This is a genomic window from Dyella thiooxydans, assembly GCF_001641285.1.
GTDB classification, from domain to species: Bacteria; Pseudomonadota; Gammaproteobacteria; order Xanthomonadales; family Rhodanobacteraceae; genus Dyella_A; species Dyella_A thiooxydans.
The window spans coordinates 1,942,544-1,968,539 of sequence record NZ_CP014841.1; the positions used below are offsets into that span (position 1 = coordinate 1,942,544).

Below are 25,996 nucleotides of genomic sequence, written 5' to 3' on the forward strand. Positions count from 1 at the left end.
ATTGCCATCTTCATCGTCCTGTTCGTCGCTGCGGCGGCTTCGCGGCGCCATCGCGCCCGCTGAAGGCGCATGGCAGCGGAAAAAAAAGCCTATCCCCTGCGGATCAGCGCAACCGTGCTCGAAGCGGTGCAGCGCTGGTCCGAGGACGAGCTGCGCAGCGTCAACGCGCAGATCGAGTACCTGCTGCGCGATGCGCTGCGCAAGGCCGGCCGGCTCAAGCCGGCCAAGCCCGATCCGGTGGACGACGACGAATAGGGAGATTCCTGTGCAAAACCGAATGATGCAGGCTTGCCTGCTGCTGGTCGCCATGTTGGCGGGCGCCCCGGCCCACGCCAGGGCCGATGACCCCGCCACACTGTGCCGCACCCGGAGTGCAGCCGTGCTCAAGGCGCTGCGCAGCGGTCGCTACGCCGATGCCACCCGGCATTTCGATGCGCGCATGTCCGCCGCCCTGCCCGCTTCGAAGCTGGCCGAGGTATGGAGCACGATGCTGCCGGCCAAGGTCGGCGCGTTCGTGTCGGACGGATCGCCGAGCGTGACCCAGGCCGGGGGCATGCCGGTGGTGCAGACTCCGCTGCATTTCGCGCAGGGCGCGCTGATGATGCGGGTCGCCTGCCAGGCGGACGGCAGCATCGGCGGCCTGTTCTTCGCGCCACTGCCCGTAGAAGCCGATGCGGCGCCCGCCGCCGCCCCGCCGCACGGCATCCGCGAGGTGGCGGTGGACGTGCCCTCGCCGCCCGGCAAGCTGCCGGGCGTGCTTACCCTTCCGGCGGGCAAGGGACCGTTCCCGGCCGCCGTGCTGGTGGCCGGCTCCGGTCCGAACGACATGGACGAGACGATCGGCCCGAACAAGCCACTGCGCGACATCGCGCTCGGGCTGGCCGAAGCCGGCATCGCCACCCTCCGTTACGACAAGCGCACCCATGCCTACGGACCGCAACTGGCCGACCAGCCGATCACCATCGACCAGGAAGTGACCGACGACGCATTGGCCGCACTGCACCAGCTGCGCACGCTGCCGCATGTCGATCCCTCGCGCATCTTCGTGGTCGGCCACAGTCTGGGAGCGCTCATGGCACCGCGTATCACGCAGCGGGACGGCCATCTCGCCGGTGCGGTACTGCTGGCCGCCCCCGAGCGCATGAACCTGGAGCTGGTGACGCGCCAGATGCGCTACATCGAGAGCCTTGGCGGCGCCTACGCGGCGGCCGGCAAGCAGATCCCCGCGGTGGAAGCCGCGCGCGATGCGATCGCCAGGGCCGACCCCGGGCACCCGCCCCAGGGCCTGTTCTTCCATGCTCCGGCCGCCTACTGGCTCAGCCTGCGCGACTACGATGCGATCGACACGGCCCGCGCCCTGCACCTGCCACTGCTGGTGCTGCAGGGACTGGCCGACTACCAGGTCGGGCCGGATTTCGCACGCTGGCAGCAGGCGTTCCACGGCAGCCATCGCGTGAGCCTGCACGGTTACCCGGGGCTCAGCCACCTGTTCATGCCGGCAGGCGCGCCACCTTCGCCGGCCGACTACGGCAAAGCCGGACACGTCGATCCGGGAGTGATCCACGACATCGCGGCGTGGATGCTCGCCCGGCACGCCGTGCGCTGACGCGCCCGGCATTGACCCGACGTCAGCGCGCGGCCAGACCCGCGGCGTGCAGATCCGGAAGGGTCAGCACTTTCGCCGGCCCCTCGGCCCCCTGCACCAGCAGACGATCGCCGGCACGCGCGATCGAATCGACTTCGCCCAGACCGTCGTCCGCCCCCAGCCGCTGCAGCGGCGACCCGGTGCGGGCGTCATAGACCACCAGCTCGTGCGACGACCGGTCCGCCACCAGCAGCCAGTCGCGCTGGGCGTCCTGCCAGCGGACCAGCCGGTTCACCTGCACACCATCGCGCGATGGCGCGTCGGCCGGGCCGGCTGACGCCAGCCAGAGCCCGGCCAGCACCGCCAGGGCGGCCAGCGCGGGCATCAGAGCGCTGCGCCATGGGCGCGCGGTCGGGAGCGGGTGGGCAAGTGCGGCCATGGCGCAAGCGTGCGCCATCCCGGTGACAGGGCGATGACGGTCAGGACCGCCCGGACAGGCTCAACGAGCGGCCCAGCGCGATCCAGCCGACCACGAAACCGATCCCGCCCAACGGAGTGATCGCGCCGAACCAGCGCGGCGCACCGAGGGCCATCGCGTAGAGACTGCCGCTGAACAGCACGATGCCGATCGCGAAGGCCACTTCTGCGATGCGCCCCGCGCGCCCGCGTCCGGCATACATGGCCAGCGCCAGCGCGAGCGCATGCCACATCTGGTATTCCACCGCGGTGTGCCACCAGCCCATCGCCGCGGCGTCGAGCCGGCCACGCAGGGCATGCGCACCGAATGCGCCCAGCAGCACACCGCCACCGCCAGCGAGCGCCGGCCACCAAGCGACGCCGCGGGCGACAGGATGTCGCAGGCTCCTGCGTTTTCCGGCGTCGTGCGGGTCAGTGCTCATGGGCTGGCGTATGCTGGAAAGATGACGACCTCCGATTCTCGCACGAAGCCATCCGCGCTCTTTCGCTGGCTGCTCCTGTCGATGCTCATCGCCACGACCGCGCTGCTCGCCGGCTGCCAGCACGACGAACCCCTGCCGTTCCGGCTGACCCAGGTGACCGGGCACATGCCCGACCTCGAGTTCCACCTGATCAACGACGAGGGCAAGCCGGTGACGGCGGCGGACTACCGCGGCAAGGTCAACCTGCTGTATTTCGGCTACACCCATTGCCCGGACGTCTGCCCGCTGACGCTGGCGCACCTGCACGTGGTGATGCAGCGGCTGGGCCCGCTCGCCGACGGCGCGCGCATCCTGTTCGTGTCGGTCGATCCGACCCGCGACACGCCAGCGGTGATGCATGCCTACGTCAACGCGTTCGACAAGCGCGCGGTCGGCCTGACCGGCACTCCCGGCGACGTCGAGGCGCTGGTCAAGCGCTACCGCGCCTCGTTCAGCCGCGAGCCCGCCCAGGGCGACGGCAACTACGAGGTCAGCCACAGTTCGGCCATCTACATCTTCGATGCCCAGGGCCATGCCCGCCTGCTCGCCACCCCGGCGGACTCGCAGGACAGCCTGGTCCACGACCTGCATCTGCTGCTTGCCCCCGGAGTGAAATCATGAAGGCACGCCCCTACGCCGCCCTGATCGCCGGCCTGCTCCTGGCCGGTGCCGCCCATGCCGACCAGGCCTCGCAGATCCGTGCCGAACATGCCTGGATCCGCGTCATGCCCGCCGGGCTGCCGGCCGGCGGCTACGTCACGCTGCACAACGGTGGTGACGAAGCGGCCACGCTGACCGGTGCCAGCAGCGCCGACTACGGCCACGTGATGCTGCACGAGAGCACCACCGAGGGCGGCATGGGCCGGATGAAGATGATCGACAAGCTGACGATCCCCGCCCACGGCGAGGTCGCCCTGGCGCCGGGCGGCTACCACCTCATGCTGATGCACGGCTCGGCCGCGGTGCGGGCCGGAGCGCAGGTGCCGGTCACCCTGCAGTTCGCGGACGGCTCGAAAACCACCGTGCAGTTCCTCGCGCGCCCGGCCAATGCGGTCGACGCCGGTCCGGACGCGGCGACCGGCCACGAGCACTGAACCACCAGTGGGATCAGCCCGCCGAACGTGCCGCGCGGGCCGCCGCCGCGCGCCGGCGCTGGCCGCTCTCGCGACGGATACGCCCGCTGCGTGACAGCCGCAGCCACTGCTGCAGGGCGAGCAGCCCGCCGATCGACTCGATGATCGCCGCGGGCACCCACATGATCACGCCACCGATCAGCTGACCGGTGAGCACGTTGAAGGTGAAGGCGCGCCCGCAGATCTCGAAGATCGGATACAGGTCGGTCTTGGAGAACGTGACGATGGCGCCCGCGACGATCTGCGGCGTCATCGTGATAGCGGGCGAGAGCACGCGCATGCCCGGGATCATCCGGCCCGGCGGTCGCGGCCGATGGTCGAGCACCAGCCACCAGTAGATCAGCCCGCTGATCACCATCGACCAGTTCATGAAGCGGTAGACGCGCCAGTCGAGCATCGCCAGCGTCTGCATGTGCGGGATCAGCCAGACCAGGATGAAGGCGACGAAGGTCAGCGTGGCGACGGTGGGATTGAGCAGCACCGCCGCCACCAGCCGCACCGGCCAGGCCCGCGCCAGCCGGCGCAGCCATACCCGCGCCGGCAACGGCACGCCGGCACGCAGCACGCTGCCCGGGTAGGCCGCGATGATCAGCAGCGGCGCCAGATGATGCAGCAGCACCTGCTGGATGCGGTGCATGAAGAACTCGTGCTCCGCGTAGTAATCGAAATACGTGTGCAGCGAGGCGTAGACCATCGCCATGCCGATCCAGAACGTCAGCTGGCGCGACTTCGGCACCACCAGCCGCCGCGCGCCGCGCAGGTAGAGCGCGCAGGCCAGCGCGAACGTGGCGAGGAAGACCCAGGAGAACTCCCAGGGCACGAGCCATTTGAGCACTATCGACATCACGCGTCCGGTCCCGGCCGGCCTCCGGCCAAGCCCGTCAGCTTAGCGAGCCCGCCCGCGGCGCTGGCGCGACAGATTGCCACCCTCATGCCCGTCGGCGCCGATTGCGACGGGTGCGGCGCCAACCGTAGAGCAACCCGAGCAGCGTCACCAGCGCCGGCATCACCACGATGTTGATGAACTTCACCCTGAGGCCGAGCGCGTCGATCTCCGCGTTGAGCTGGTGCTGCACGTCGCGCAGTTCCTTGCTGATCGCCAGCTTGCGCTGCAGGAACTGCTCGATCTCGCGCTTCTGCTCGGCCGATGCCTGCCCCTCGCGCGAGCCGCGTGCGGGCTGCAGTTCGTCCAGCCGGCTGCGCGTCTCGGCCAGTTCCCGCTCGAGCTCCTGCTTCTTGAGCAGGAACTTCTGGTCGGCTGCGTTCTGCAGGGCCTGCACGCGGGTGAACGGCCGCTGCGAGGTCGAACGTCCGCGGATCGACAGCAGCGCCGAGGATCCACTGAGGTTGTCCACCAGGTTGGCGATGAAGTCGCCATTGCTGGCGAACGCGTTCAGCATGGGCTGGCCAAGGAAGCTCTGGGTGTCCACCCACAGGCGGTCGCTGAGCAGGTCCGTGTCGGCGACCAGGATCACCTCGGCATCGGGCACCGATGCGGCCAGTTGACCCGCGGCGTGCCGCTCCGGAAAGGCCGTGGCGAACGGTCCACGCAGGCGTGCGGCCAGGACGTAGCGGGTATTGTCCGGCGTGTAGCCGCGCAGCAGCAGCGAGGGATCGCTACTGGCCTCGAGCACCCGCTGCACCGGCACCACGTGCGCTTCGGCGCTGGTCTGCAGCAGGGGAATCAGCCGCGTGGTGGCGTCCTGCGCCAGGTCGAAATACCCGGCCGAGGACACGTCCACCTGCTGCAGGCTGGCGGTTACCGCGTCATTGCGGTTGAGCTCCTGCGCACCGAGTCCAAGCATCGCAGGATGGCTGAAGCTGGTGTCGCCCAGCTCGATCTTCAGCGCACGCGAGCGGTCCAGCACCACCTTGTGGTCGTCGTAGACCACGCCCCAGGCCTTGAACAGCCGTGGCAGGTCGGAGTTGTGGTCGTCGGTGACGCCGGTGGATGCGTCAACGAACGGCGCGTTGTCCAGCTCGGCATCAGGATCGACGAACACCACCAGGTGGCCACCCCCCAGCACGTACTGGTCCAGCGCGTACTGCGCATCGTCGGACAGGTGCTTCGGGTGCACCAGCAGCAGGACTTTCAGGCTTCCATCCACGTGCTTGAGCGTGGTCGGGTCGATCGTCTGCACCGAGAACAGCTGCCGCAGCTGGGCCAGCACGGTCCAGGCCGGCTCGCCGATCACCGGGTTGCCGGCGATCGGCAGCGAACTGATCAGCCCGATCTTCGGCTTGCTGGTCTCGTTGAGCTCGTACAGCAGCTTGGCGATGTCGTATTCGAGGAAGGTCTCGCGCGCCGGATCGAAAAACGGCACCGAGAGGGTCTTGCCGCCCGCGCCGTCGGGCGCGGCATCGGCCGGCAGCGTCGTACCGACCAGGCCAAAGAACACCCGCTCCCCGTTGCTGCCGCCGCTGAGCGGAGTGAGCCCGTTGCCCTCGGCACTGGCCTCGTCGTCCGAATAGGGCACCGGGTCGACGATCTGCAGGCGCAGCTTGCCGGAGGAGCGAGCCACCATTTCCTGCAGCATCTCGCGCACCCGTTGCTCGTAGCTCCGCAGCTGCGGCAGGTCGCGTGCGGCGTGCTCGGAGAAGTACAGCGTCAACCGTAGCGGTCGGTGCAGGGTGCCGACGATCTGTACCGTGCCGGGAGACAGCGTGTAGAGACCGTCGGCGGTCAGGTCCACCCGCGGCACGTGCACCCAGCGGCTCAGGGCGAGCGTGAGCGCCACGAACAGCACGATCAGGGCCGCGAGCGCGAGGCGCAGGCGGCCGCGTCGGGATGGCGATCGGCGCGACATGCTCAGCGACTCCGCCGCAGGTCGAGCAGCAGCGCGCCGGCGGACAGCCAGGCCACGATGCTGAGTACAAAGTAGGCCAGATCGCGCACGTCCAGCACGCCACGGGCGATCGCCTCGAAATGGCGCAGCAGGCTCAGGTGCGCCACCGCGTTCACCAGACGCCGCGGCAGCGCCTCCTGGAAGAAATCCACGACCTGGGCCTGACCGGCGAGCAGCAGCAGCACGCACACCAGCGCGCTCAGGATGAATGCCACCACCTGGCTCTGGGTCACCGTCGAGAGGCATGCCCCGATGGCGAGGAACGCGCCGGCCATCAGCCAGCTGCCGAGGTAGCCGGCCAGGATCACCCCGTTGTCCGGATGACCCAGGTAATTCACCGTGAGCCAGATCGGAAAGGTCAGCGCCAGCGCCAGCCCGACGAACAGCCAGGCGGCGAGGAACTTGCCCAGCATCGCCTGCCACAGCCGCACCGGCAGGGTCAGCAGCAGCTCCAGGGTTCCCGCCTTGGCCTCCTCCGCCCACAGCCGCATCGATACCGCCGGCACCAGGATCAGGTACAGCCACGGATGCATGGCGAAGAACGGCTGCAGATCGGCCTGGCGACGCTCGTAGAAATCGCCGGCATAGAACGTCAGGATCCCGGCCAGCGCCAGGAAGATCACCAGGAACACGTACGCCACCGGAGTGACGAAATAGCTGCGCAGCTCGCGCCGCACGATGGCTTGCAGCGGACTCACGACTGCACCTCCGGCGCCGTGGTGATCTGCCGGAACACCTCGTCCAGGCGACCGCGCTCGAGCTGGATTTCGGACACCTCCAGGCCCTGTGCCCGCAGCAGTTGTTCCACCGGCTCGAGAATCCGCTCGCCCGGCCGCGGGAATGCGGTGATGCGCCCGTCGAGCGGGTCGACCTCGATCGCCGCCACCTGCGGCAGGCGACCGAGCATTTCCTGGGAGACGGCGCTGCCCGGCGCGCTGAAGGACACGGCCCCGTGGTACCGCGACCGGGCCTCCAGCTCCGCCGGCGTGGCATCGGCCAGCAGCCGGCCGCGCGCGATGATCACCACCCGGTTGCACAGCGCGTGCACCTCCTCCAGCAGGTGGGTGGACACCAGGATCGTGCGCTCGCGCGCCATCGCGTCGATCAACTGGCGCACGGCGTGCTTCTGGTTGGGGTCCAGGCCGTCGGTGGGCTCGTCCAGCATGAGTACCGGCGGATCGTGCAGGATCGCCTGGGCCAGCCCCACACGCCGGCGCAGGCCCTTGGACAGGGTGTCGATGCACTGGTCGAGCACCTCTTCGAGCTGGAGTCGCCCCACCACCTCCTCGAAGCGGCGGCGGCCGACCACGCCCTTCAGCCCGCGCATGCGCGCGATGAACACCAGGAACTCGCGCACCGTCAGTTCGCCGTAGCTGGGCGCACCTTCGGGCAGGTAGCCAAGCGCGCGCTTGGCGGCGATTGGATCGGCCTGCACGTCATGCCCGCACACCCGCGCGGTGCCCGAGGTCGGCGTGAGGAACCCGGAGATCATGCGCATCGCGGTGGTCTTGCCGGCGCCGTTCGGGCCGAGCAGGCCGAGTACCTGCCCGGGCTCGGCACGGATGCTCAGGGCGTCGACCGCGGTGAACCTGCCGTAGCGTCGGGTGAGCTGGTCGGTCTCGATCATCGAAGGGCCAGGAAGCGAGCGGTTGCGCCCCGTGCCCCGGACAATCCGATGGCAGGTTCGCGTAGCGGATCAATGTAGCGCAAGCACGGCCGCGGACGAAAAGATCGCCGACGGCAACGCGGACAACAAAAAACCCCGTCCGCGAACGGACGGGGTTTCTCTGACCGGCAACGCGCGGATCAGTTCGACGCGGCGCTGGACGAGTCCGCCGGCGCGGCGGCGGTCGACGACGAGGCCGGGGCGGCGGCGCTGCCCGAGGCGGCCGGCGCGTCGAGGCTCGGCGGCTGCATGCCGGCTTCCTGCTCCGGGGTCTGCTCCGGCGCGTCGCTCAGCGGCAGGTACACGTCGTAACGCGCGTACTGCGTGATGTTGTTGTCGGTGTCGATCTTCTCCGGACGGGCCAGGATGTCGTAGAAGCGGTTCACCACGGTGTCGTACTTGTAGCCGTGGGTCTGCGCGTACGCTTCCAGCTCGTCGCGGGTCTGCGGCACGCCGGCGTAGGTGCCGTTCCACTCGCCCTTCAGCGCCGGGCCACCGGCCAGCATGGTGGCGCGGACGTCCTGGTCGATGATCAGGCGACCGTACTTGTCGTTGCTGCCCGGGGTGTTGGCGGCCACGTCGGCCGGCGCGGCGGCGGACGAGGACGAGGCCGGGGCGGCCGCACTGCCGGCGGCGGCCGGAGCGGCGTTCGGCAGCTGCGGCTGGGCCGCAGCGGTCAGGTCGTGGCTCTGGCCGGCCACGGTGATCGTGGTCGTGTCGATCGGCAGCGCGATATCGAAGGTGAAGGTCTGGTCACCGTAGTTGCTGACCACGAGGATGCGCGGACCGGTGACGTTGACACCCAGCTTCTTGGCGGTGTCGGTGAGCAGCTTGACCGCGTCGTTGGTGGTCTCGTTCAGCGCATCCAGGCCGCCCTTGCGATCGATCTGGGTCGACACCATCAGCACCGGGGTCGGCTTGGTCTGCACGATGTAGGGAATGAGGTCGGAGTAGTCGACGTTCTTCACCGAGGCCATCATGTTCTGCAGCCCGCTCAGGCTGTACTCGATGAACGCGTCGGGCGCACCGTGGATGTACAGGTTGGAGTAGCGGTCGATCAGGTTCCAGCCGTACTGCACGTCGTAGGCCCAGTTCACGCGGGTCAGCTTGTGCGTGCGGCCTTCGCGCGACATGTCGAGGGTGAAGTGCTTGTCGGCACCGCGCCAGTCGTTGTCCAGGTTCCAGACGATCTTGGCGTTGTTCACCGCGGCGTTGATGTTCGCGAAGCCCGGCTCCGCGCTGGCCACGGTCAGCTTGCCGTCGCCGGCCTTCTTCGGATCGCCGGTCCAGTCGATCTCGGCGCCCGGGCCGTAGGCCTTGCCGGCGAACTGGTACTTGATGCTCGGATCGCTGCCGTTCAACTCGGCGTAGTCCGGGAAACGACGGAAATTGTTCAGCACGTCATAGACCTGACGAATGTCCTTGCCGATGACCAGCGACCTCTCCACATGGCCGCTGCCAGGCATCGCAATGCCCACCACCACGGCCAGTACGGCCACGATGACCAGGGCCATAAGTAATTCAAGAACACGCATCATTCCAGGGTTCTCCGAGCGTCTCTACGCAGCACTTGAAAGCATTGCCGTCTCCGCCAAGAAGACTTCCCGGGAAACCGGCCGTGGGGGGGAGGCATATGCCGAAGCGACGGATGTTACTTGCTCGCGCGGAGGAACGCCATCCGCACCCGCAACACTCGTTCCATGGCCGAAAATGAGGCGCAGCGGGCCTCCGCGGCCCATGCCCGGACCGCCAACATGCGTCGCCGAATGGACGGCCGGACGCCCGAACCGCTCAGACGATGCCCAGCTCCAGCGCCTTCAACACCGCCCGGGTGCGGTCGCGCACGCCCAGCTTGGAAAGGATGTTGGACACGTGGTTCTTCACCGTGCCCTCGGCCACCTTCAGCGAGTTGGCGATCTCCTTGTTGGAGTAGCCGCCGGAGAGCAGGCGGAGGATCTCGGTCTCGCGCTCGGTCAGCGGGTCCGGCTGCTCCAGGCTGGTGAACTGGTTCTGGATCCGACCGACCCCCGCCAGCAGGCGCTGGGTCACCATCGGCGCCACCAGCGAACCGCCGGCGGCCACCGTCCGTACGGCCTCGACCAGCTGCTCCAGCGACACGTCCTTGAGCAGGTAGCCGCGCGCACCGGCCTTCAGGCCCTGCAGCACCAGCTGGTCGTCGTCGAAGGTGGTCAGGATGATGGTCGGCGGCAGTTCATTGCGCGCCGACAGTGCCTGCAGCACCTCCAGCCCGCTCATGTTGGGCATGCGCAGGTCCAGCAGCACCACGTCCGGCTTGATCCGGGGAATCTCCAGCACCGCCTGGGCACCGTCGGCGCACTCGGCCACCACGCGGATGTCCTCGGCCAGGTCCAGCAGCGAGCGCACGCCCTGGCGCACCAGGTTCTGGTCGTCAACGAGACAGACGGAAATCATTGCGGATCCTCAACGCGTGGATGACGATGCCGGACCGCTCCCGCGGATCGGCGCTGCTGGCGTACCACGGCCCCTGGCCGGAAGCATTCTGGCACGGCACTGCGGGACAAAGGCACGACCGGCTCACGGCAGGCTCAGGGCCGGTGGTTCGAAGCGGCTGGGCGCATGGGCGATGGCGCTGGCCTCGCCCAGCGGCAGGCGCACGGTCAGCGAAAAACCCTGCATCGGGGTCGTGTCCACCATCACGCTGCCACCGAACTCAGCCAGGCGCTCGCGCATGCCGCTCATGCCGTTGCCGGGGGAGTAGTTGCTGGCGCCCCGACCATCGTCGCGGGCGTGCAGGCCGAGCATGCCGTCCTCGGCGTAGGCGAAGTGCAGCCAGAGGTTGCGTGCCCCGGCGTGACGCGCGGTGTTGGTGATGATTTCCTGCGCACAGCGCAGCAGCACCTGCGCGCGGCGCGGATCCTCCACACTGAAACGCGGCGGCGTCTGCACGTGCACGGCCAGTCCCGGCACGCCTTCGATCAGGCTGCGCAGGGCCTGGGTCAGGTCGACCGCATCGTCCTGGCGCAACTCGCTGACCGCCTCGCGCACGTCCGAGAGCAGATGTTTGGCCGTGGCCTGGGCCTTGCGCACGTGCTCCCCGGCCTTGGCGTCGGCCAGATGGCTGGCGACCTCGAGGTTGAGGCTGAGGGCGGTGAGATGGTGGCCGATCAGGTCGTGCAGTTCGCGGGCGATGCGCATGCGCTCGGCGATGCGGGTGGACTCGGCCAGCAGCGCCCGGGTCGCGCGCAGTTCGGAATTGAGCCGGCGCTGTACCTCACGCTCCTCGGCCTGCTGGGTCGCCACGGTCGAAGTGATGAACACCAGCGCGGACAGGCCCAGGTACATGCAGACCTGCATGATCGCCATGCCGACCGTCCAGCCCTGGTAGCTCGCGATCACCGGGATCAGCAGCAGGTTCTGCCCCAGCATCCAGACCAGACCGGCGACCACCGGCAGGTGCCATGGCAGAAGTACGGCGATCACCAGCATCAGCATCGCCGACAATCCGCTCTGGCTGAACCAACCCACCGCCACCGCGGCCAGCGTGATCAGGGTGACCAGCAACAGCTTGGTCGCGGACTGACGGGTGCGTCCCGGCTCGAGCTGGCTGGGCCGGGTGAGCAGGACGTAGGCGACCCCGTAGACCAGGTAGGAAACGACCCATCCCGACAGCTTCGGGTTGCTCCACCACCACACGTTGGCCTGCCCCAGTCCCCAGTTGCCCGGCCACAGCGGCAGGCTGACACACAGGTACGTGAACAGCCCCGTGTAACGGAGCACGCGTATATGGTTGAACTGGAACCAGGGCATGCCCCGCATCATAGGCCGCGCCCGGCCCACTGCAATGCGCGGGAAGTCATGCCGTCGCCGCATTTACAACCGCTTTACATTGATGCGGCGGGCGTGTGGGGGGCTGCGCCCCGTGTCATAATGCGCCGCCCTGCCCGCCGACCGGCGCGGCAATCGATTCGACACCCAAGCGGAGCAACGAATGGCCCTTGCCATCCGCGACGTGCGCGAGCACGACCTGGATGCCGTGCTGGCACTGAACAACACCGCCGGCCGCTCCATCCTCGCCATCGACGCGACGCAACTGCGCTACTTCTACGACCACGCGGACTACTTCCGCGTCGCCGAGATCGACGGCCAGATCGCCGGCTTCCTGATCGCCATGCGCGAGGGCGGCGCCTACGGCAGCCCGAACTATCGCTGGTTCTCCGGACGCTACCCGCAGTTCGTCTACATCGACCGCATCGTCATCGCCAACGCCTTCCGCCGCCACGGCCTGGGACGCATCTTCTACTGCGACGTCATCAGCTATGCCGAGGTGCGGGTGCCGCTGCTGGCCTGCGAGGTGTTCCTGGAGCCGCGCGACGACGTGGTGGTGCTGTTCCATGGCACCTACGGCTTCCAGGAAGTCGGCCAGCAGCGCATGGGCGAGGACGGTCCGCAGGTGAGCCTGCTGGCCCGCGAGCTGCCCAGCTTCGGCTACGTGCGCGACACCTACCTGGAACACGGCGGGCTGCCGGACGTTCCCTGGCTGGCCGAACGCCTGGCCCGCCCCTCTCAATCACCTGCATGAACGCCAAGATGGAAACCTCCGACGCCTGCGACCTGCGCTTCGGCCAGGTCGGCATCGCCTGCGTGCGCGTGCGCCGACCCGACGCCGCGGCGCTGTGCGACGAACTGGAGCGCCGCGTGCGCTCCGCGCCGCAACTGTTCTCCCGCGCTGCGGTAGTGCTCGACCTCAGTCACCTGCTGGACCTTCCCGACGACGGCACGGTCGATGCCCTGCTCGAAGCCGTGCGCAGTGCCGGCATGCTGCCGGTCGGCCTGGCCTACGGCACCAGCGAGACCGAGGCACTGGCGACCCGCATGGGCTTGCCGCTGATCGCCAAGTTCCGCGCCGCCTACGAGCCGGAACACGGCAACGTGGCGCCGCCGGCCACCGCCGAACCGTCCCGCCCGGCGCCCGCGGCCAGCGCGCCCGCCCAGGTCGCACCGGCGGCACCTCCGGGGCTGGGCGCGCAGCACCACGAAGGCGCCGTCCGCTCGGGCCAGCAGGTCTACGCCCGCGACCGCGACCTGATCGTCACCGGCGCCATCGCCAACGGCGCCGAGGTGATCGCCGACGGCAACATCCACATCTACGGCGGTCTGCGCGGTCGCGCCATGGCCGGCGCCCAGGGCGACGAGAAGGCGCGCATCTACGTGTCCGATTTCCGCGCCGAACTGGTGGCGATCGCCGGCCATTACCGCGTGTTTGAACAGATCCCCAAGGATCTGGAGGGCCAGTCTGTGCAATGCTGGCTCGATGGTGAAAAATTGATGATCGCGCGGCTCTGAATCGGGCACGGCGATCCACTACAACAAGAATGAATTCCCGGGAGATGAACCCTTGACTGCTCAGATCATCGTTGTCACGTCCGGCAAAGGCGGCGTCGGCAAGACCACCACCAGCGCCTCGCTGGCTACCGGCCTGGCCATGGCCGGCAAGAAAGTCGCGGTGATCGACTTCGACGTCGGCCTGCGCAACCTCGACCTGATCATGGGCTGCGAGCGCCGCGTGGTGTACGACTTCGTCAACGTGGTGCACGGCGAGGCGACGCTGAAGCAGGCGCTGATCAAGGACAAGCGCCACGACAACCTGTTCGTGCTGGCCGCCAGCCAGACCCGCGACAAGGACGCGCTGACCCAGGAAGGCGTGGAGAAGGTGCTCGAAGGCCTGTCCGAGGACGGCTTCGACTACGTGGTGTGCGACTCCCCGGCCGGTATCGAGAAGGGCGCGCACCTGGCGATGTACTTCGCCGACCAGGCGGTGGTGGTGGTCAATCCCGAGGTGTCCTCGGTGCGCGACTCGGATCGCATCCTCGGCCTGCTGGCGAGCAAGACCCGCCGCGCCGAGCGCGGCGACGGCGCGATCACCCAGCACCTGCTGCTGACCCGCTACAACCCGACCCGCGTGGCCGCGCAGGAAATGCTCAGCGTGAAGGACGTCGAGGAAATCCTCGGCATCAGCGTGATCGGCGTGATCCCCGAGTCGGAGAACGTGCTGGCCGCGTCCAACGCCGGCGTGCCGGTGATCCTCGACGACAACTCGATCGCCGGCCAGGCCTACGGCGACACCGTGGCGCGCATCCTCGGCGAGGAACGGCCGCTGCGCTTCACCGAAGTGACCAAGAAGGGCTTCTTCCAGCGCGTGTTCGGGAGCTGATCGGCATGGGTATCCTCGATTTCCTCAAGCGCAAGCCCGAAGCCAGCGCCAGCGTCGCCAAGGAGCGCCTGCGCATCATCGTCGCCCAGGAGCGTTCCACCCGGGGCGCGCCGGATTACCTGCCGATGATGCGCAACGAGCTGCTCGAGGTGATCAAGAAGTACGTGCAGGTCGACATCGAGGCGATCTCGATCAACCTCGAGCACGACAGCGGCCACGAAGTGCTCGAGCTGTCCGTGGCCCTGCCCGACGGCAAGCCCGGCCCCGCGGCCTGATCCGACCCGTCGCCCGGTCCTGCCGGGCGCGTTACTCCCGATGCATCCCGAACATCCCGCTCCCGACCCCGGCAGCGTGCTGCGCCTGGCCGACATCGGCGAGGACGCTCCGCGCTCGCTGCTCGCCCGTTTCGGCCTCATGCTCGCGCCGGTCGCCGACGGCGAGCCGATCCCCGGCAGCTTCTGGGGCGACGAGGAGGCCGGCATCATCGGCACCACCGTCTACGCCCGTGGAGACACGCCGGTGCACTCGCTGCTGCACGAGGCCGGCCACCTGATCGTGCTGCCGGCCGAGCGGCGCGCCGGGGTGCATACCGACGCCACCGATTCGGTCGAGGAAGAGGACGCCACCTGCTACCTGCAGATCGTGCTCGCCGACGCCCTGCCCGGCGTCGGGCGCGACCGGCTGATGGCCGACATGGATGCCTGGGGCTATACCTTCCGCCTCGGCTCGTCGCGCGCGTGGTTCGAGCGTGACGCCGAGAACGCGCGCCGCTTCCTGCTCGATCGCGGCCTGCCGGTCGACCTGCGCGGCTGAGCCCGGCGCCGCCTCAGAGCTCGAAGCGGTACGACAGCTTGACCAGCAACTGCTCGCTGTCGCGCAGGTTGAAGCTCTGGCGGAACTGCGAACCGGCCTCTTCGTAGCGCGGGTCGAGCAGGTAGCCGCCGCGCGCGTAGACCACGTAAAGGTCGGACAGCGGCGCCAGCTCGTAGCGGTAGCGCACCTGGAACCCCAGGTTGCGCACGCTGAAATCGTCGACCGGATCGTTCGTGCGCAGGGCGCGGGTATCCGGCATCACGCGGTAGGCGCCGCGCAGGCGCGCATCCAGACCCAGCGCCTGCAGCTTCACCCGCAGCTCCTGGTGACCGCTGATGTTCCAGTTCACCCCCGCGTCGAGCAGGATCGAGTGGCTGTCGAAGCTGCCGATCAGGTTGTCGTGCTGCCACACCAGCCAGCCGGGCTGGAACTTGTAGTCCGGCCCTCCGAAGAAGCTCAATTCGTCGCTGAAGAAATAGGTCGGCTCGAACATCACCTCGTAACCGATCCGGCGCATGCCGGCGAAATCGCTGCCGGCGGCGGTCAGCTCGCTCTTCCAGGCCCAGTCGCCCTTGCGCGGGCTGGTGCGCTGCCAGTCCAGCACGTGGACCGCCGGCGTGCGCAGCACGCCGTGGCCACGGGTGAGCAGGTCGTCGTAGGCCGGCGTGTTGAGGTTGAGCTGGATGTCTTCCTCGCCGCCATCGCGCAGCTGGCTCTGGCGGATGATCCGCAGTTGCCGCTCCAGCTTGACGCCGCGGTCGTCGTCGATGCCGATGACGCGGAAGCGCCAGCGATGCGAGGCATACCTCGAGTCCGCCGGCAGGTTGCTGTAGCGACGCTGCACTTCCCAGTGCAGGTAGTTCAGGCTGTTGCGCGGCAGGTAGCCGAAGTCGTTGATGTCCAGCTTGTCGTCGAAGTGCATGGCCAGCCACTGCTGGGTCCAGCGCTCGTTCATCTCGTACTCGACCACGCTGGTAGCGCCCACGCCGGTGACCAGATGGCCCTGTTGGTCGATGTGGCTACCGACCACGTTGCTGGTGACGGTGAGCTTGTCGTTCGGCTGCCAGCGGTGGTCGATGCCGACCACGTTGGCCTGGCGGTCGAGGAACGGCCGATCCACGCGGGTGGCCAGCAGGCCCAGCGCCTGCGTGCCGAAATCGTGTTCCACCCGCAGCGCCGCGAAGCTGCGTCCGGCATCGCCGCTCTCCTGTGCCGCCAGCACGCCGTACTGCGTGGCGCCGACGCTGCCGTTGAGCTTCACCGCACCAGCCACGTCGGCCGTGCCGTTGCCGTCGTCCGACGGACCGCCCACGCGACGGGTATAGATCAGCTGGCTGTTGTCGATCAGCAGGCTGAAATCGAAGATGCCCTGGTTCTCGGTGAAGAACGGCCGCTTGTCGGTGAAGAAGGTTTCCTCGGCACCGAAGTTCACCACCAGGTCGTCGCTCTCGACCTGGCCGAAATCCGGATTGATGGTGGCGGTGAGCTGGGTCTGCCCGTTCGGCTTCCAGAAGATGTCCGCACCGGCGTTGCCGTGGTTGCGCCCGGCCACCTGGTCGCGCACGCCGACCACGTACGGCGTGACCGCCAGCAGCGGCTGGTTGTAGGCAGGCAGCGTCACCGGGGTGAAGTCGGACAGGAAACGGGCCCGGGTGAAGCTGGCCACCGGCCAGGCATCGCGTTCGCCGGTGGCGCCGATCACCCGGTCCAGGTACATGTGCACGGTGCGCTCGCCGCCATCGGCCGCCTTCATCGGCGCGATGTACCAGGGAATGAGCATCTCCACGCTCCAGCCCTGGGCGTCCTCGCTAACCGCATGCTTCCAGTTGCCGTCCCAGTCGTTGTTGAACGTGGTCTCGCCGGTGATCACTCCATCGTCGATGTCGTTGCTCAGGGTGACGGTGAAGTCGTAGCCGGTGCGGCCATCCCCGTTGAAATCGATCATCAGGTTGACCCGGTCCACCTGGGCGTTCTCGTCGCGGCGGATCCGCTGCCGGGTGCGCGGCACGCCGGGCGGCTGGGTGCAGCGGAAGGCGATCGCCAGACCCTTCGGCGTGGACAGCACCCACGCCTCGGTCGGCAGGCTGCCCGGCTCGCCGTTGAGCGGCTGCACCTTGCGGAAATCGGTGATGTGCTTCGCACCGCGCCACTCGCCCGGATCGATGTGGCCGTCGATGCGTACCGCCAGTGCGGGCGCGGCAAAGCCGAGCAGCGCCAGCGCCACGAGGGCGCGCGAACGAAGGTTGGCCGGCACGAGTCGTCGGGCGGTCAGGGTCATGGCGTCGCGGGGAGCGGGGGATCCAGCCTGCGAGGCTAGGCAATGTGTGGCGGGCCGCCGACTGGAGAAAGTCACGACATCCCCGGTGTCCGCGGACACTCCCCCGGCAATTGCTCAACGCGGCTCGGCGATCTGTGCCTGCAGTTCCACGTCGCGCGGTGGTGGCGAAGGCGGCTCCTCGCGCAGGGTCACGTGATACCAGCGCCAGGCGAGCCAGCCGATCGCCGTGAGCACGCAGCTGCCGAGCGCCAGCGGCAGCAGGCTGGTGGACAGCAGCGGCGACAGCACGCCGGCCACGCCCGCGTTGAGCAGCAGACTGACGAAGGCCTGCACCGAGGAGGCACCGCCGCGACGATGCGGAAAGCGATCCAGCAGCAGCAGTGTCAGCGTGGGGAACGCGAGCTGCACGCCGATGCCATGCAGCACCAGCGGCAGCATCGACCAGGGCAGCACGCCGCGCGGCGCCAACAGCCCACCCGCCAGATGCAGCACGCACGCCGCCCCCATCGAGGCGTAGCCGAGGTTCACCGTGAAAGCCACGCTGTGCCGCTCGGCCAGGCGCCCGGACAGCCAGGCGCCGAATACCAGACCCACGACCACCGGCAGGAACAGCCACGGAAACCCCTGCGCCGACAGATGCAGCAGCTCGCGCACGATGCGCGGCGCCGAGGCAATGAACAGGAACAGGCCGCAGAAGTTGATGGTGCTGGAGATCAGCAAGGGCAGGAACGGCCGGTCGCGCCCGAACGACAGGTAGGTCGCCACCAGCTCGCGCGGAACGAACGCGGTCCGGCTCGCCGGAGGGTGGGTTTCCCCGAGCAGCGCGATCAACGCCATCGCCATGAACACGGTGAACGCGGTGAGCAGCCAGAAGATGCCGTGCCAGCCGTCCAGCCACAGCAGCTGCGCGCCGACCATCGGCGCGATCACCGGCGCGACGCCGAAGATCATCATTACCCGCGACATCAGTCTCTGCGCGGCGGCCCCCTGCAGCGAGTCGCGCACCACCGCGCGCCCTACCACCAGGCCGGCGCCGGCACAGGCGCCCTGCAGGGCACGGCAGCCGAGCAGCATGGCGAACGAGGTCGACAGCGCCGCACCGGCGGAGGCCAGCGCGTACAGCAGCATGCCGCCGACGATCACCGGCTTGCGCCCGATCGCATCGGAGATCGCGCCGTGGAACAGGCTCATCGCACCGTACGTCACCAGGTACACGCTGATCAGCTGCTGCAGCGCGGTGTCGTCCACGGCGAAATGGCCACCGATCAGCGGAAACGCCGGGAACACCGCGTCGATCGAGAACGGGCCGATCATCGACAACCCCGCCAGCAGCCACGGCAGGCTGCGCGGAACGGTGGGGGCGGCATCGGTCATGGGGCGACAGGCGGGTATCGGCGGGGGCGGCCAGCATATCGCCTGCAGGCCCGCGCTTGACCGGTCCGACCGCCTGTTTGCTAACATCGTGGGACGCAAGGGAGATGGCATGCCTCCCCGAACCGCCGCAAGGCTGATGATGCCTGGTCGAACCCCTCGCGGGGTGGCCGGGCATTTTTTCGGGCGATCCCCGAAGATGCCCGCCGCACCCGCTCCACCTTTACTGGAATCCGGATGCGCATGGATCTGATCTCATTGCTGGCCGTCGGCTTCGGTGCCTTCTTCGGCGCCGTGCTGCGCTGGGCCCTGGGCCTGCTGCTCAACCCGCTGTTCCCCACCCTGCCGCTGGGCACGCTAAGCGCGAACCTGCTCGGCGGCCTGCTGATGGGCATCGCGATGGGCGTGTTCGCGCAATATGGCGCGCTTTCGCCGGCGACCCGGCTGTTCATCGGCACCGGCTTCCTCGGCGGACTCACCACTTTCTCCACCTTCTCGAGCGAGACCATCACCCTGCTGCTGCGCCAGCAGTACGCCTGGATGGTGGCGATCGTCAGCGCCCACCTGTTCGGCACCCTGGCCATGACCGTGGCGGGCCTCAGCCTCGTGCGCGTGCTGACGCGCTGACATGGATACCCCGGAGGGCAACACGATGAACGGCTACTCGCTGCGCTTCTACATGCACGAGAACCAGAAGCACCACGGCAAGCTGCTGTACGAATGGCTGCTGGAAGCGGCACGCAAGCATGGCGTACACGGTGGCTCGGCGTTCAAGGCGATCGCCGGCTACGGGCGGCACGGCCGGATCCACGAGGCGACGTTCTTCGAGTGCGCCGGCGAGCAGACCGTGCTGGTCGAGTTCCTGGTCAGTGCGGCCGAGGCCGAGACGCTGACCGCCCTGGTGCGCGAGGACAGGGCGCCGTTGTTCTGGGCCCGCTTCCCGGCCGAGTTCGGGGTGACCGGCACGGACTGACCGGGACGCCGCCGTCACGGTCAGCCGATGTAGCATCGGCCCTGCGCAGGCGCCCGCAGCGGCGCTTCGCCCGACCGCGAAGGAGGTGCCGATGAGTTCCGACTCGCTGCGGCAGAAGGCCGAGCAGTTGCTGGCCCTTGCCGATATCCGCATCGACGGCAACCGACCCTGCGACCTGCAGGTGCATGACGACCGGCTTTACGCACGGGTGTTTTCGCACGGCTCGCTGGGCCTGGGCGAGGCCTACATGGACGGCTGGTGGGACGCGGCCGACCTGCCCGGCTTTTTTTCCCGCATCCTGGCCGCGCAGCTCGACCAGGAGCTGAAGACGCTCGACACCCTGCTCGCCCACCTCAAGGCCCGCTTTCTCAACCTGCAGCGTGGCGAGCATGCCTACGAGGTGGCCGAGACCCACTACAACCTCGGCAACGACCTGTTCCGCGCCATGCTCGGCCGGCGGCTGGTCTACTCCTGCGGCTACTGGGCGCACGCGGACAACCTCGACGACGCGCAGGCCGCCAAGCTCGACCTGGTCTGCCGCAAACTGCATCTGCAGCCCGGCCAGCGCGTGCTCGACATCGGCTGCGGCTGGGGCGAGGCGCTGAAGTTCGCCGCCGAGCATTACGGCGTGGAAGGCGTGGGCATCACCGTCTCCCACGAGCAGGCCGGGTATGCCCGGGAGTTGTGTGCAGGGCTCCCGATCGAGATCCGTCTGCAGGACTACCGCGAGGTCGACGAACGCTTCGACGCGGTCTACTCCATCGGCATGTTCGAGCACGTCGGCGGGCGCAACTACCGCACCTACTTCGACACGGTGCGCCGCTGCCTGCGGCCGGGAGGGCTGTCGCTGCTGCACACCATCGGCAGCAACGGCGCACCGGCGCAGACCGATCCGTGGATCGAGAAATACATCTTCCCCAATTCGATGATCCCCGCCGCCAGCCAGGTCACCGCGGCGCTGGAAGGCCTGTTCGTGGTGGAGGACTGGCACAATTTCGGCACGGACTACGACCGCACGCTCACCGCCTGGCGGGAGAACTTCGACCGCGCCTGGCCGGAACTGGCGGCGCGCTACGACGAACGCTTCCGCCGCATGTGGCACTTCTACCTGGCCTGCTCCGCCGCGGTCTTCCGCAGCCGGCGCAACCAGCTGTGGCAGCTGGTGCTCAGTCCCGACGGCGTCCCCGGCGGCTACCGGTCGCCGCGCTGAGCGCGCCTTTGGTCGATCTTGCGGGCCGTGGGCCGACGCGGGATAGTCCCCGCACGCTCCGGGGGAGATATCCAATGAACAAGCTTGCCGCCCTGCTGGCAGCCTTGCTGCTGCCGTTCGCCGCCGCCGCGCAGAGCGCGCCGCCGGCCAGCTACTACAGTCATGCCGGCCACGACGACGTGCTCTCCGGCGGGGTGAAGATGATCCCGATCACCACCCCGCTCGGGAAATTCCGGGTGTGGACCAAGCGCGTGGGCAACAACCCGAAGCTTGCGCTGCTGTTGCTGCACGGCGGCCCCGGCATGACCCACGAGTACTTCGAGGCCTTTGACAGCTACCTGCCGGCAGCGGGCATCGAATACATCTACTACGACCAGCTCGGCTCGGCCTACTCGGACCAGCCCAAGGGCCCGGGCACCGACGCGCTGTGGCAGACCGACCGCTTCGTCGAGGAAGTCGAGCAGGTGCGCAAGGCGCTGCACCTGGACAGGAACAACTTCTGCCTGCTCGGCCATTCCTGGGGCGGCATCCTGGCGATGGAGTACGCACTGAAGTACCAGCAGCACCTGAAGTGCCTGGTTATCTCCAACATGGTCGACTCGATCCCCGAGTACAACGACTACGCCAGGCACGTGCTCGAGCCGGCGATGGATCCGAAGCAGCTGGCCGAAGTGAAGGCGATGGAGGCGGAACACCGCACCGACGACCCGCGCTACATGCAGATCCTGACCACCATGCACTACGAGAAGCATGTGCTGCGCATGCCGCAGGCGCAGTGGCCCGAGCCGGTGACCCGCGCGTTCGGCCACGTCAACAGCCACATCTACACGCTGATGCAGGGCCCCAGCGAGCTGGGCGCCAGCGGCGTGCTGGAACACTGGGACCGCAGCAAGGACCTGCACAGGATCACCGTGCCCACGCTGGTGATCGCCGGCAGGTTCGACACCATGAACCCCGATTACATGGCCCATATGGCCAGGAAACTGCCCAGGGGCCAGCTGCTGCTGTGCCCGAAGGGCAGCCACATGTCGATGTACGACGATCAGCAGACCTACTTCACCGGCCTGGTGAAATTCCTCGAAAGCGTGGAGAACCGCTGACCGCCGATCGCTCCGGCGGCCCGGTGAGCCGTTTTGCCAGCGGTTGCCGGCCACTGGCATAGTCGTCGCGTCGGTCCGGTCCATCGTCCGGACTTTGGGAAGGGGGTATCCGGCATGGAGCAAAACCACTTCGGGCGTCTGCGCGCGCTGGCCCACCTGGGCGCCGGGCGCAGCGCGGCCTTCCGCTACGTTGCGCTGGCCGTCTCCTGGCTGGTGCTGTGGCGGTTGTCCGCGCTGATGCAGTACGACCCGCATGCCAGCCTGTGGTTTCCTCCCGCAGGGCTCTCCCTGGCTGCCCTGCTGGTGATGGGCTGGCGTGCGCTGCCGGTGCTGGTGCCCTGCGCGATCGCCGTCACGTTCTGGATCGACCGGATCTACGGCACCCACTTCCCCACGCGGGAGCTGCTGGCATCCGGCGTGCTGTTCGCCACCGTGCACTGCCTGTCCTACGGACTGGGAGCGCTGGTCATGCGGCGGACCATCCGACGCAACGCCAGTCCGTCGACGCCGACCGTGGTGACCACCTTCCTGCTGGTCAGCGCACTGGCGTCGCTGTGCGCCACCGTGCTCGGCATCCGCGCCCTGGAGGCCACCGGCATGATCGCGCCGTCGACGCCGTCGCTGTGGCTGCCGTGGTGGATCGGCGACCTGGCCGGCGCGCTCGTGCTCACGCCGCTGTTCGTTGGCCTGCTCAGCTGGCGCTATCCGCAGATCGAACCCTGGCTTGGCGGCCTTTCGTTTCTGCCGCAGAGCCGTGGCAGCGGCTCCTACGCCGGCAAGCTCGCCCTGGAGATCCTGGCGGTGGTCGCGGTGTTGGCGGCCGACGCGTATTTCCACTCGCCGGAAACCGCTTTCGCGATGTTTTTCCTGATCCTGCCGCAGATGTGGGTGGTCTACACCGAGAGCCCGTTCCGCGGTGCCCTGAGTATCGCCCTGGTGAGCACCGCGATCGCCGTGCTGGTGGCGCTGTTCGGCATCACCCGCGACGCCCTGGTCTACCAGTTCGCGATCTGCGTGATCGCGGCCAGCGCCTACTTCGGCTTCGCCGTACCGGCACTGGTGGCGCAGAACCGCCACCTCAGCGAGCTGGCCTCCACCGACGGCCTGACCGGCGCGGCCACCAAGACGCACTTCTTCGAATGCAGCGAGCGCGAACTGGCCGACTCGCGCAGCCAGGGCCTGCCGGTTTCGCTGCTGGTGATGGACATCGATCGGTTCAAGGCGATCAACGACGGCTACGGCCACGCCGCCGGCGACCAGATCCTGCTGAACCTGGTCCGCACGTTGCGCCACCAGTTGCGCCAGTCCGACCTGATCGGCCGCTTTGGTGGTGACGAGTTCATGGTGCTGCTGCCCGGGCTGGCGCTGGATCGCGCCGAAGCCACCGCCGAGCGGCTGCGGCGGGCGCTGACCGAACTGCGCATGCCGGGGCCGGACCTCGGTCTCTCGGTCAGCTTCGGCGTGGCCGCGATCGGCGACGGCGAGAGCATCATGGAGGCCTTCCGCCGCGCCGACGAGCGCCTGCTCGCGGCCAAGCGGAGCCCGCGCGCCGCCGACGAAACCGTCACCTGACATCCGGGCCGCTTGCGCAGTGTCGCCGGCGACCGTACGGTCTCGGCATGATCAAGCCCCTTTCCCCGACCGATGCCGCCGCCCGACTCGACGAATTGTGGTCGCCACGGGTGCTCGCCGAAGTGGACGATGCCTACGTCAAAGTCGCCAAGGTGCAGGGCACCCTGGCCTGGCACAGCCATGCCGACGAGGACGAGCTGTTCTACGTGCTCAAGGGCGCGCTGCGGATCGAGCTGGAGGATGGCGTGGTCGAACTCGGCGAAGGCCAGATGTGCGTGGTACCCAAGGGTGTGCGGCACAACCCGGTCGCCGAGCAGGAGTGCCACCTGCTGCTGATCGAGCGCAAGTCGACCCGGCATACCGGCGACGAGGTCACCGGGCTCACCCGATCGATCGACGAGCAGCGGCGACCGCTTTGAATATCCTCGCCCGGTTCCGGCACCTTGGCGCCGGCGTGCTGGTCGCAGTCGCGCTGCTTTTTCCGGCCGGCGCCCTCGCCCACCCGGCGCTGTGGGTGGTGAGGGATGCCGATACCACGATCTACCTGTTCGGCACGGTGCACCTGCTGCCCGGCAACACGCCCTGGCACTACCCGGCCCTGGACCGGGCGCTTGCCAGCAGCGACACCCTGGTGGTGGAGATCACCGACGACAGTCCGGCCAACATCACCGCCCTGGTGCTGCGGCTGGGCATGGATCCCGCGCATCCGCTGTCCTCGCTGCTGTCGACCGGCGACTATCACCGGCTGGAGCGCGCCGCCCGGCTGGCCGGCCTGCCCGGCGTGGGCACGCTCGACGTGATGCGCCCGTGGCTGGCTGCACTGACCATCGCCATGGCCCCGCTGGCCAAGGCCGGGCTGGATCCGCAGCAAGGGGTCGACCACCTGCTGCGCGACGAGATGACCAGGGCCGGCAAGCCCGTGCGCGCGCTGGAGACCGCCGAGGAGCAGATCCGTTTCCTCGCCGACATGCCCAGCGCGCTGCAACTGGACATGCTGCGCCAGACGCTGCGCGAGACCGACTCCTCGAAGCTCGAATTCAAGCAGCTGGTCGAGGCCTGGGAGCGGGGCGACGTCGAGGCCATCGCGCGACTCGAGAACAGCCTGATGAAGCGCGAGACCCCGGCGCTCTACCAACGCCTGCTGGTGACGCGCAACGCGACCTGGGCAGCGAAGATCAGGGCGATGCTCGACACGCCCGGCACCGTCTTCATCGCGGTCGGGGCCGCGCATCTGGCCGGGCCGGACAGCGTGCAGGCCCAGCTGCAGAAACTGGGCATCAACAGCACCCGCGTCCCGGCTCCCTGACGCCCCCACACGCACCTCGCGGTAGGAGCCCGCTCGCGGACGATGCCTTCGATCAGGCGCAGAAGCATCGCCCGCGAGCGGGCTCCTACAACGACGGCGGCGGGGGAAGCAGCCCAGCGCGCTCCGCGGCGCGCACCAGCCAGCCGGCGATGCGCTCGCCCCACGCGCGCTGGCCGTCCTCGTCGGCGATCAGGTCCTGCCGCACTTCCAGTTCCACGTGCGGCAGGCCGCGCTGCTCGCCATAAGCGGGGATCGCATAGTCCGTCGCGTCGCTGACCGCATAGGGCTGGTTGTCGCCCACGCACCAGCCGTCGGCCCGCATCACCTCCAGCAGCGGCCGTGCCAGCCGCGCATCGCGCTGGTACAGAACGCCCAGCTCCCACGCGCGCGCCTGCTCCATGAACACCGGCGTGAAGCTGTGCACGGTGACCAGGATCGTGGGACGGCCCTCGGCGGCCCGCCGGTCCAGCTCCTCCACCGTGCGCCGGTGGTAAGGCATGAAGATTTCCTCGCGCCGCGCAGCGATCGCCGCGGCGGAAAGATCGCGGTTGCCGGGTACTTCGGTGCGCTCGCTCGTCGTGACGATCGACCCGGGCGCATCCAGTGGCCGGTTGCAGTCGATCACCAGCCGCGAATAGGTCTGGCAGATCAGCCAGGCATCGAGTGCCTCGGCCATGGTCCGGGCCAGGCCGGCCGCGCCGATGTCCCAGGCGATGTGGCGATCCCACTCCGTCGCCGGCACACCGAGGTCGCCCAGCGCCCTGGGCACGGCACGGCCGGCGTGGTCGCAGGTGAGCAGGAAGGGGGACCTGCCTTGCGGGCAGGACACGGTGTACGGGGCAGGATCGTCGGGACCGAGCAGGCGTGGAGCAGGCATGGAGGCAGGCAGGCGGGGGATAACGCGAGCACCTTAGCCGCCGGCCAGCGGCCCGGACCAGCTCCCGGCGCAGATTCTGCGACGGCAGCACGGCACGCTGCGCCGCGCAAGCTGTCCCGCCCCGGCCCGTTCTGG

General features: G+C 68.6%; 28 protein-coding genes and 1 riboswitch. Of the genes, 16 read left to right on the forward strand and 12 right to left on the reverse strand.

All coding sequences use genetic code 11. The annotated features are described in order from the left end of the window. The first annotated feature begins 69 nt into the window (after positions 1 to 69). Positions 70 to 255: a type II toxin-antitoxin system antitoxin gene (locus ATSB10_RS08805; RefSeq protein ID WP_063672206.1), complete on the forward strand. Its 186-nt coding sequence runs from the start codon at positions 70 to 72 to the stop codon at positions 253 to 255. 10 nt (positions 256 to 265) lie between these two features. Then, positions 266 to 1,606 (forward strand): serine aminopeptidase domain-containing protein, encoded by a 1,341-nt coding sequence (locus tag ATSB10_RS08810; RefSeq protein ID WP_169816710.1) that lies wholly within the window; start codon positions 266 to 268, stop codon positions 1,604 to 1,606. A 22-nt stretch (positions 1,607 to 1,628) separates the two neighbouring features. Here ATSB10_RS08810 and ATSB10_RS08815 read toward each other — a convergent pair whose 3' ends face one another. Together ATSB10_RS08815 and ATSB10_RS19845 are read right to left on the reverse strand one after the other, a co-directional pair. Next, complete coding sequence (locus ATSB10_RS08815; RefSeq protein WP_083966155.1) at positions 1,629 to 1,970, reverse strand: hypothetical protein; 342 nt, start codon at positions 1,968 to 1,970, stop codon at positions 1,629 to 1,631. A 94-nt stretch (positions 1,971 to 2,064) separates the two neighbouring features. Continuing rightward, positions 2,065 to 2,484, reverse strand: coding sequence for a DUF423 domain-containing protein (locus ATSB10_RS19845; protein WP_335645883.1), 420 nt, complete (start codon positions 2,482 to 2,484; stop codon positions 2,065 to 2,067). An 81-nt stretch (positions 2,485 to 2,565) separates the two neighbouring features. Between ATSB10_RS19845 and ATSB10_RS08825 the strand changes: the two genes are divergently transcribed. Next, positions 2,566 to 3,144 (forward strand): SCO family protein, encoded by a 579-nt coding sequence (locus ATSB10_RS08825; RefSeq protein WP_063674408.1) that lies wholly within the window; start codon positions 2,566 to 2,568, stop codon positions 3,142 to 3,144. Further along, positions 3,141 to 3,617 (forward strand): copper chaperone PCu(A)C, encoded by a 477-nt coding sequence (locus ATSB10_RS08830; protein WP_063672210.1) that lies wholly within the window; start codon positions 3,141 to 3,143, stop codon positions 3,615 to 3,617. The genes ATSB10_RS08825 and ATSB10_RS08830 overlap by 4 nt, the downstream gene beginning before the upstream one ends. 13 nt (positions 3,618 to 3,630) lie before the next feature. Here the strand turns inward: ATSB10_RS08830 and ATSB10_RS08835 are convergent, their stop codons facing one another. The 7 genes from ATSB10_RS08835 to ATSB10_RS08865 form a co-directional block, all read right to left on the reverse strand. Continuing rightward, on the reverse strand, positions 3,631 to 4,500 hold the full coding sequence (locus tag ATSB10_RS08835; RefSeq protein ID WP_425478190.1) for a cytochrome c oxidase assembly protein: 870 nt from the start codon (positions 4,498 to 4,500) through the stop codon (positions 3,631 to 3,633). Positions 4,501 to 4,585: 85 nt separating this feature from the next. After that, entirely contained in the window at positions 4,586 to 6,463 is a 1,878-nt protein-coding gene (locus ATSB10_RS08840) for a GldG family protein (protein WP_063672214.1), read from the reverse strand. 2 nt (positions 6,464 to 6,465) lie between these two features. After that, positions 6,466 to 7,200, reverse strand: a complete 735-nt coding sequence (locus tag ATSB10_RS08845; RefSeq protein ID WP_063672216.1) for an ABC transporter permease subunit — start codon at positions 7,198 to 7,200, stop codon at positions 6,466 to 6,468. After that, complete coding sequence (locus ATSB10_RS08850) at positions 7,197 to 8,129, reverse strand: ABC transporter ATP-binding protein (protein WP_063672218.1); 933 nt, start codon at positions 8,127 to 8,129, stop codon at positions 7,197 to 7,199. The genes ATSB10_RS08845 and ATSB10_RS08850 overlap by 4 nt, the downstream gene beginning before the upstream one ends. 179 nt (positions 8,130 to 8,308) lie before the next feature. Then, positions 8,309 to 9,682, reverse strand: coding sequence for an SRPBCC family protein (locus tag ATSB10_RS08855; protein ID WP_236886535.1), 1,374 nt, complete (start codon positions 9,680 to 9,682; stop codon positions 8,309 to 8,311). Positions 9,683 to 9,959: 277 nt separating this feature from the next. After that, on the reverse strand, positions 9,960 to 10,601 hold the full coding sequence (locus ATSB10_RS08860; RefSeq protein ID WP_017461331.1) for a response regulator: 642 nt from the start codon (positions 10,599 to 10,601) through the stop codon (positions 9,960 to 9,962). A 123-nt stretch (positions 10,602 to 10,724) separates the two neighbouring features. Beyond that, on the reverse strand, positions 10,725 to 11,957 hold the full coding sequence (locus ATSB10_RS08865; RefSeq protein WP_063674409.1) for a sensor histidine kinase: 1,233 nt from the start codon (positions 11,955 to 11,957) through the stop codon (positions 10,725 to 10,727). Between the two features lie 181 nt (positions 11,958 to 12,138). On the opposite strand from ATSB10_RS08865, the gene ATSB10_RS08870 reads away from it, so the two are divergent. Genes ATSB10_RS08870 through ATSB10_RS08890 form a run of 5 tightly spaced genes read left to right on the forward strand, consistent with a single transcriptional unit; the run spans position 12,139 to position 15,174 of the window. Beyond that, on the forward strand, positions 12,139 to 12,729 hold the full coding sequence (locus tag ATSB10_RS08870; RefSeq protein ID WP_063672222.1) for a GNAT family N-acetyltransferase: 591 nt from the start codon (positions 12,139 to 12,141) through the stop codon (positions 12,727 to 12,729). Beyond that, a complete protein-coding gene (minC, locus tag ATSB10_RS08875; protein WP_063672224.1) occupies positions 12,726 to 13,493 on the forward strand; it encodes a septum site-determining protein MinC in 768 nt (255 codons plus the stop codon). Before ATSB10_RS08870 ends, minC begins: the two co-directional genes overlap by 4 nt. A gap of 52 nt (positions 13,494 to 13,545) precedes the next feature. Next, entirely contained in the window at positions 13,546 to 14,361 is an 816-nt protein-coding gene (gene minD / locus ATSB10_RS08880) for a septum site-determining protein MinD (RefSeq protein WP_017461335.1), read from the forward strand. Positions 14,362 to 14,366: 5 nt separating this feature from the next. After that, positions 14,367 to 14,636: a cell division topological specificity factor MinE gene (gene minE / locus ATSB10_RS08885; protein ID WP_063672226.1), complete on the forward strand. Its 270-nt coding sequence runs from the start codon at positions 14,367 to 14,369 to the stop codon at positions 14,634 to 14,636. A 40-nt stretch (positions 14,637 to 14,676) separates the two neighbouring features. Then, positions 14,677 to 15,174: a hypothetical protein gene (locus ATSB10_RS08890; RefSeq protein ID WP_063672228.1), complete on the forward strand. Its 498-nt coding sequence runs from the start codon at positions 14,677 to 14,679 to the stop codon at positions 15,172 to 15,174. A 13-nt stretch (positions 15,175 to 15,187) separates the two neighbouring features. Here the strand turns inward: ATSB10_RS08890 and ATSB10_RS08895 are convergent, their stop codons facing one another. Both ATSB10_RS08895 and ATSB10_RS08900 read right to left on the reverse strand, forming a co-directional pair. Continuing rightward, entirely contained in the window at positions 15,188 to 17,452 is a 2,265-nt protein-coding gene (locus tag ATSB10_RS08895) for a DUF5916 domain-containing protein (protein ID WP_063672230.1), read from the reverse strand. 114 nt (positions 17,453 to 17,566) lie between these two features. Beyond that, complete coding sequence (locus ATSB10_RS08900; protein WP_063672231.1) at positions 17,567 to 18,826, reverse strand: multidrug effflux MFS transporter; 1,260 nt, start codon at positions 18,824 to 18,826, stop codon at positions 17,567 to 17,569. A gap of 91 nt (positions 18,827 to 18,917) precedes the next feature. Next, positions 18,918 to 18,979, forward strand: a riboswitch (Fluoride riboswitch). An 87-nt stretch (positions 18,980 to 19,066) separates the two neighbouring features. Here ATSB10_RS08900 and crcB point away from each other — a divergent pair. The 7 genes from crcB to ATSB10_RS08935 all read left to right on the forward strand — a co-directional run bounded on the left by crcB (position 19,067) and on the right by ATSB10_RS08935 (position 24,984). Further along, positions 19,067 to 19,450: a fluoride efflux transporter CrcB gene (gene crcB / locus ATSB10_RS08905; RefSeq protein ID WP_063674410.1), complete on the forward strand. Its 384-nt coding sequence runs from the start codon at positions 19,067 to 19,069 to the stop codon at positions 19,448 to 19,450. Between the two features lies 1 nt (position 19,451). Beyond that, positions 19,452 to 19,796 carry a DUF190 domain-containing protein gene (locus ATSB10_RS08910; RefSeq protein WP_236886536.1) on the forward strand — a complete coding sequence of 115 codons (345 nt, stop codon included), beginning with the start codon at positions 19,452 to 19,454 and terminating at the stop codon, positions 19,794 to 19,796. A 91-nt stretch (positions 19,797 to 19,887) separates the two neighbouring features. Then, on the forward strand, positions 19,888 to 21,006 hold the full coding sequence (gene cfa, locus ATSB10_RS08915; RefSeq protein WP_063672233.1) for a cyclopropane fatty acyl phospholipid synthase: 1,119 nt from the start codon (positions 19,888 to 19,890) through the stop codon (positions 21,004 to 21,006). 74 nt (positions 21,007 to 21,080) lie between these two features. Further along, entirely contained in the window at positions 21,081 to 22,106 is a 1,026-nt protein-coding gene (locus ATSB10_RS08920; protein WP_063672235.1) for a proline iminopeptidase-family hydrolase, read from the forward strand. Positions 22,107 to 22,220: 114 nt separating this feature from the next. After that, complete coding sequence (locus ATSB10_RS08925) at positions 22,221 to 23,678, forward strand: sensor domain-containing diguanylate cyclase (protein WP_063672237.1); 1,458 nt, start codon at positions 22,221 to 22,223, stop codon at positions 23,676 to 23,678. 47 nt (positions 23,679 to 23,725) lie between these two features. Further along, the gene (locus tag ATSB10_RS08930; RefSeq protein ID WP_063672239.1) at positions 23,726 to 24,097 is read left to right on the forward strand and encodes a cupin domain-containing protein; all 372 of its coding nucleotides are present in this window, start codon (positions 23,726 to 23,728) and stop codon (positions 24,095 to 24,097) included. Further along, complete coding sequence (locus tag ATSB10_RS08935) at positions 24,094 to 24,984, forward strand: TraB/GumN family protein (protein WP_083966156.1); 891 nt, start codon at positions 24,094 to 24,096, stop codon at positions 24,982 to 24,984. Before ATSB10_RS08930 ends, ATSB10_RS08935 begins: the two co-directional genes overlap by 4 nt. Positions 24,985 to 25,069: 85 nt before the next feature. On the opposite strand, the gene ATSB10_RS08940 is transcribed toward ATSB10_RS08935, so the two are convergent. After that, the gene (locus ATSB10_RS08940; protein WP_063672241.1) at positions 25,070 to 25,861 is read right to left on the reverse strand and encodes an N-formylglutamate amidohydrolase; all 792 of its coding nucleotides are present in this window, start codon (positions 25,859 to 25,861) and stop codon (positions 25,070 to 25,072) included. Positions 25,862 to 25,996: the final 135 nt, after the last annotated feature.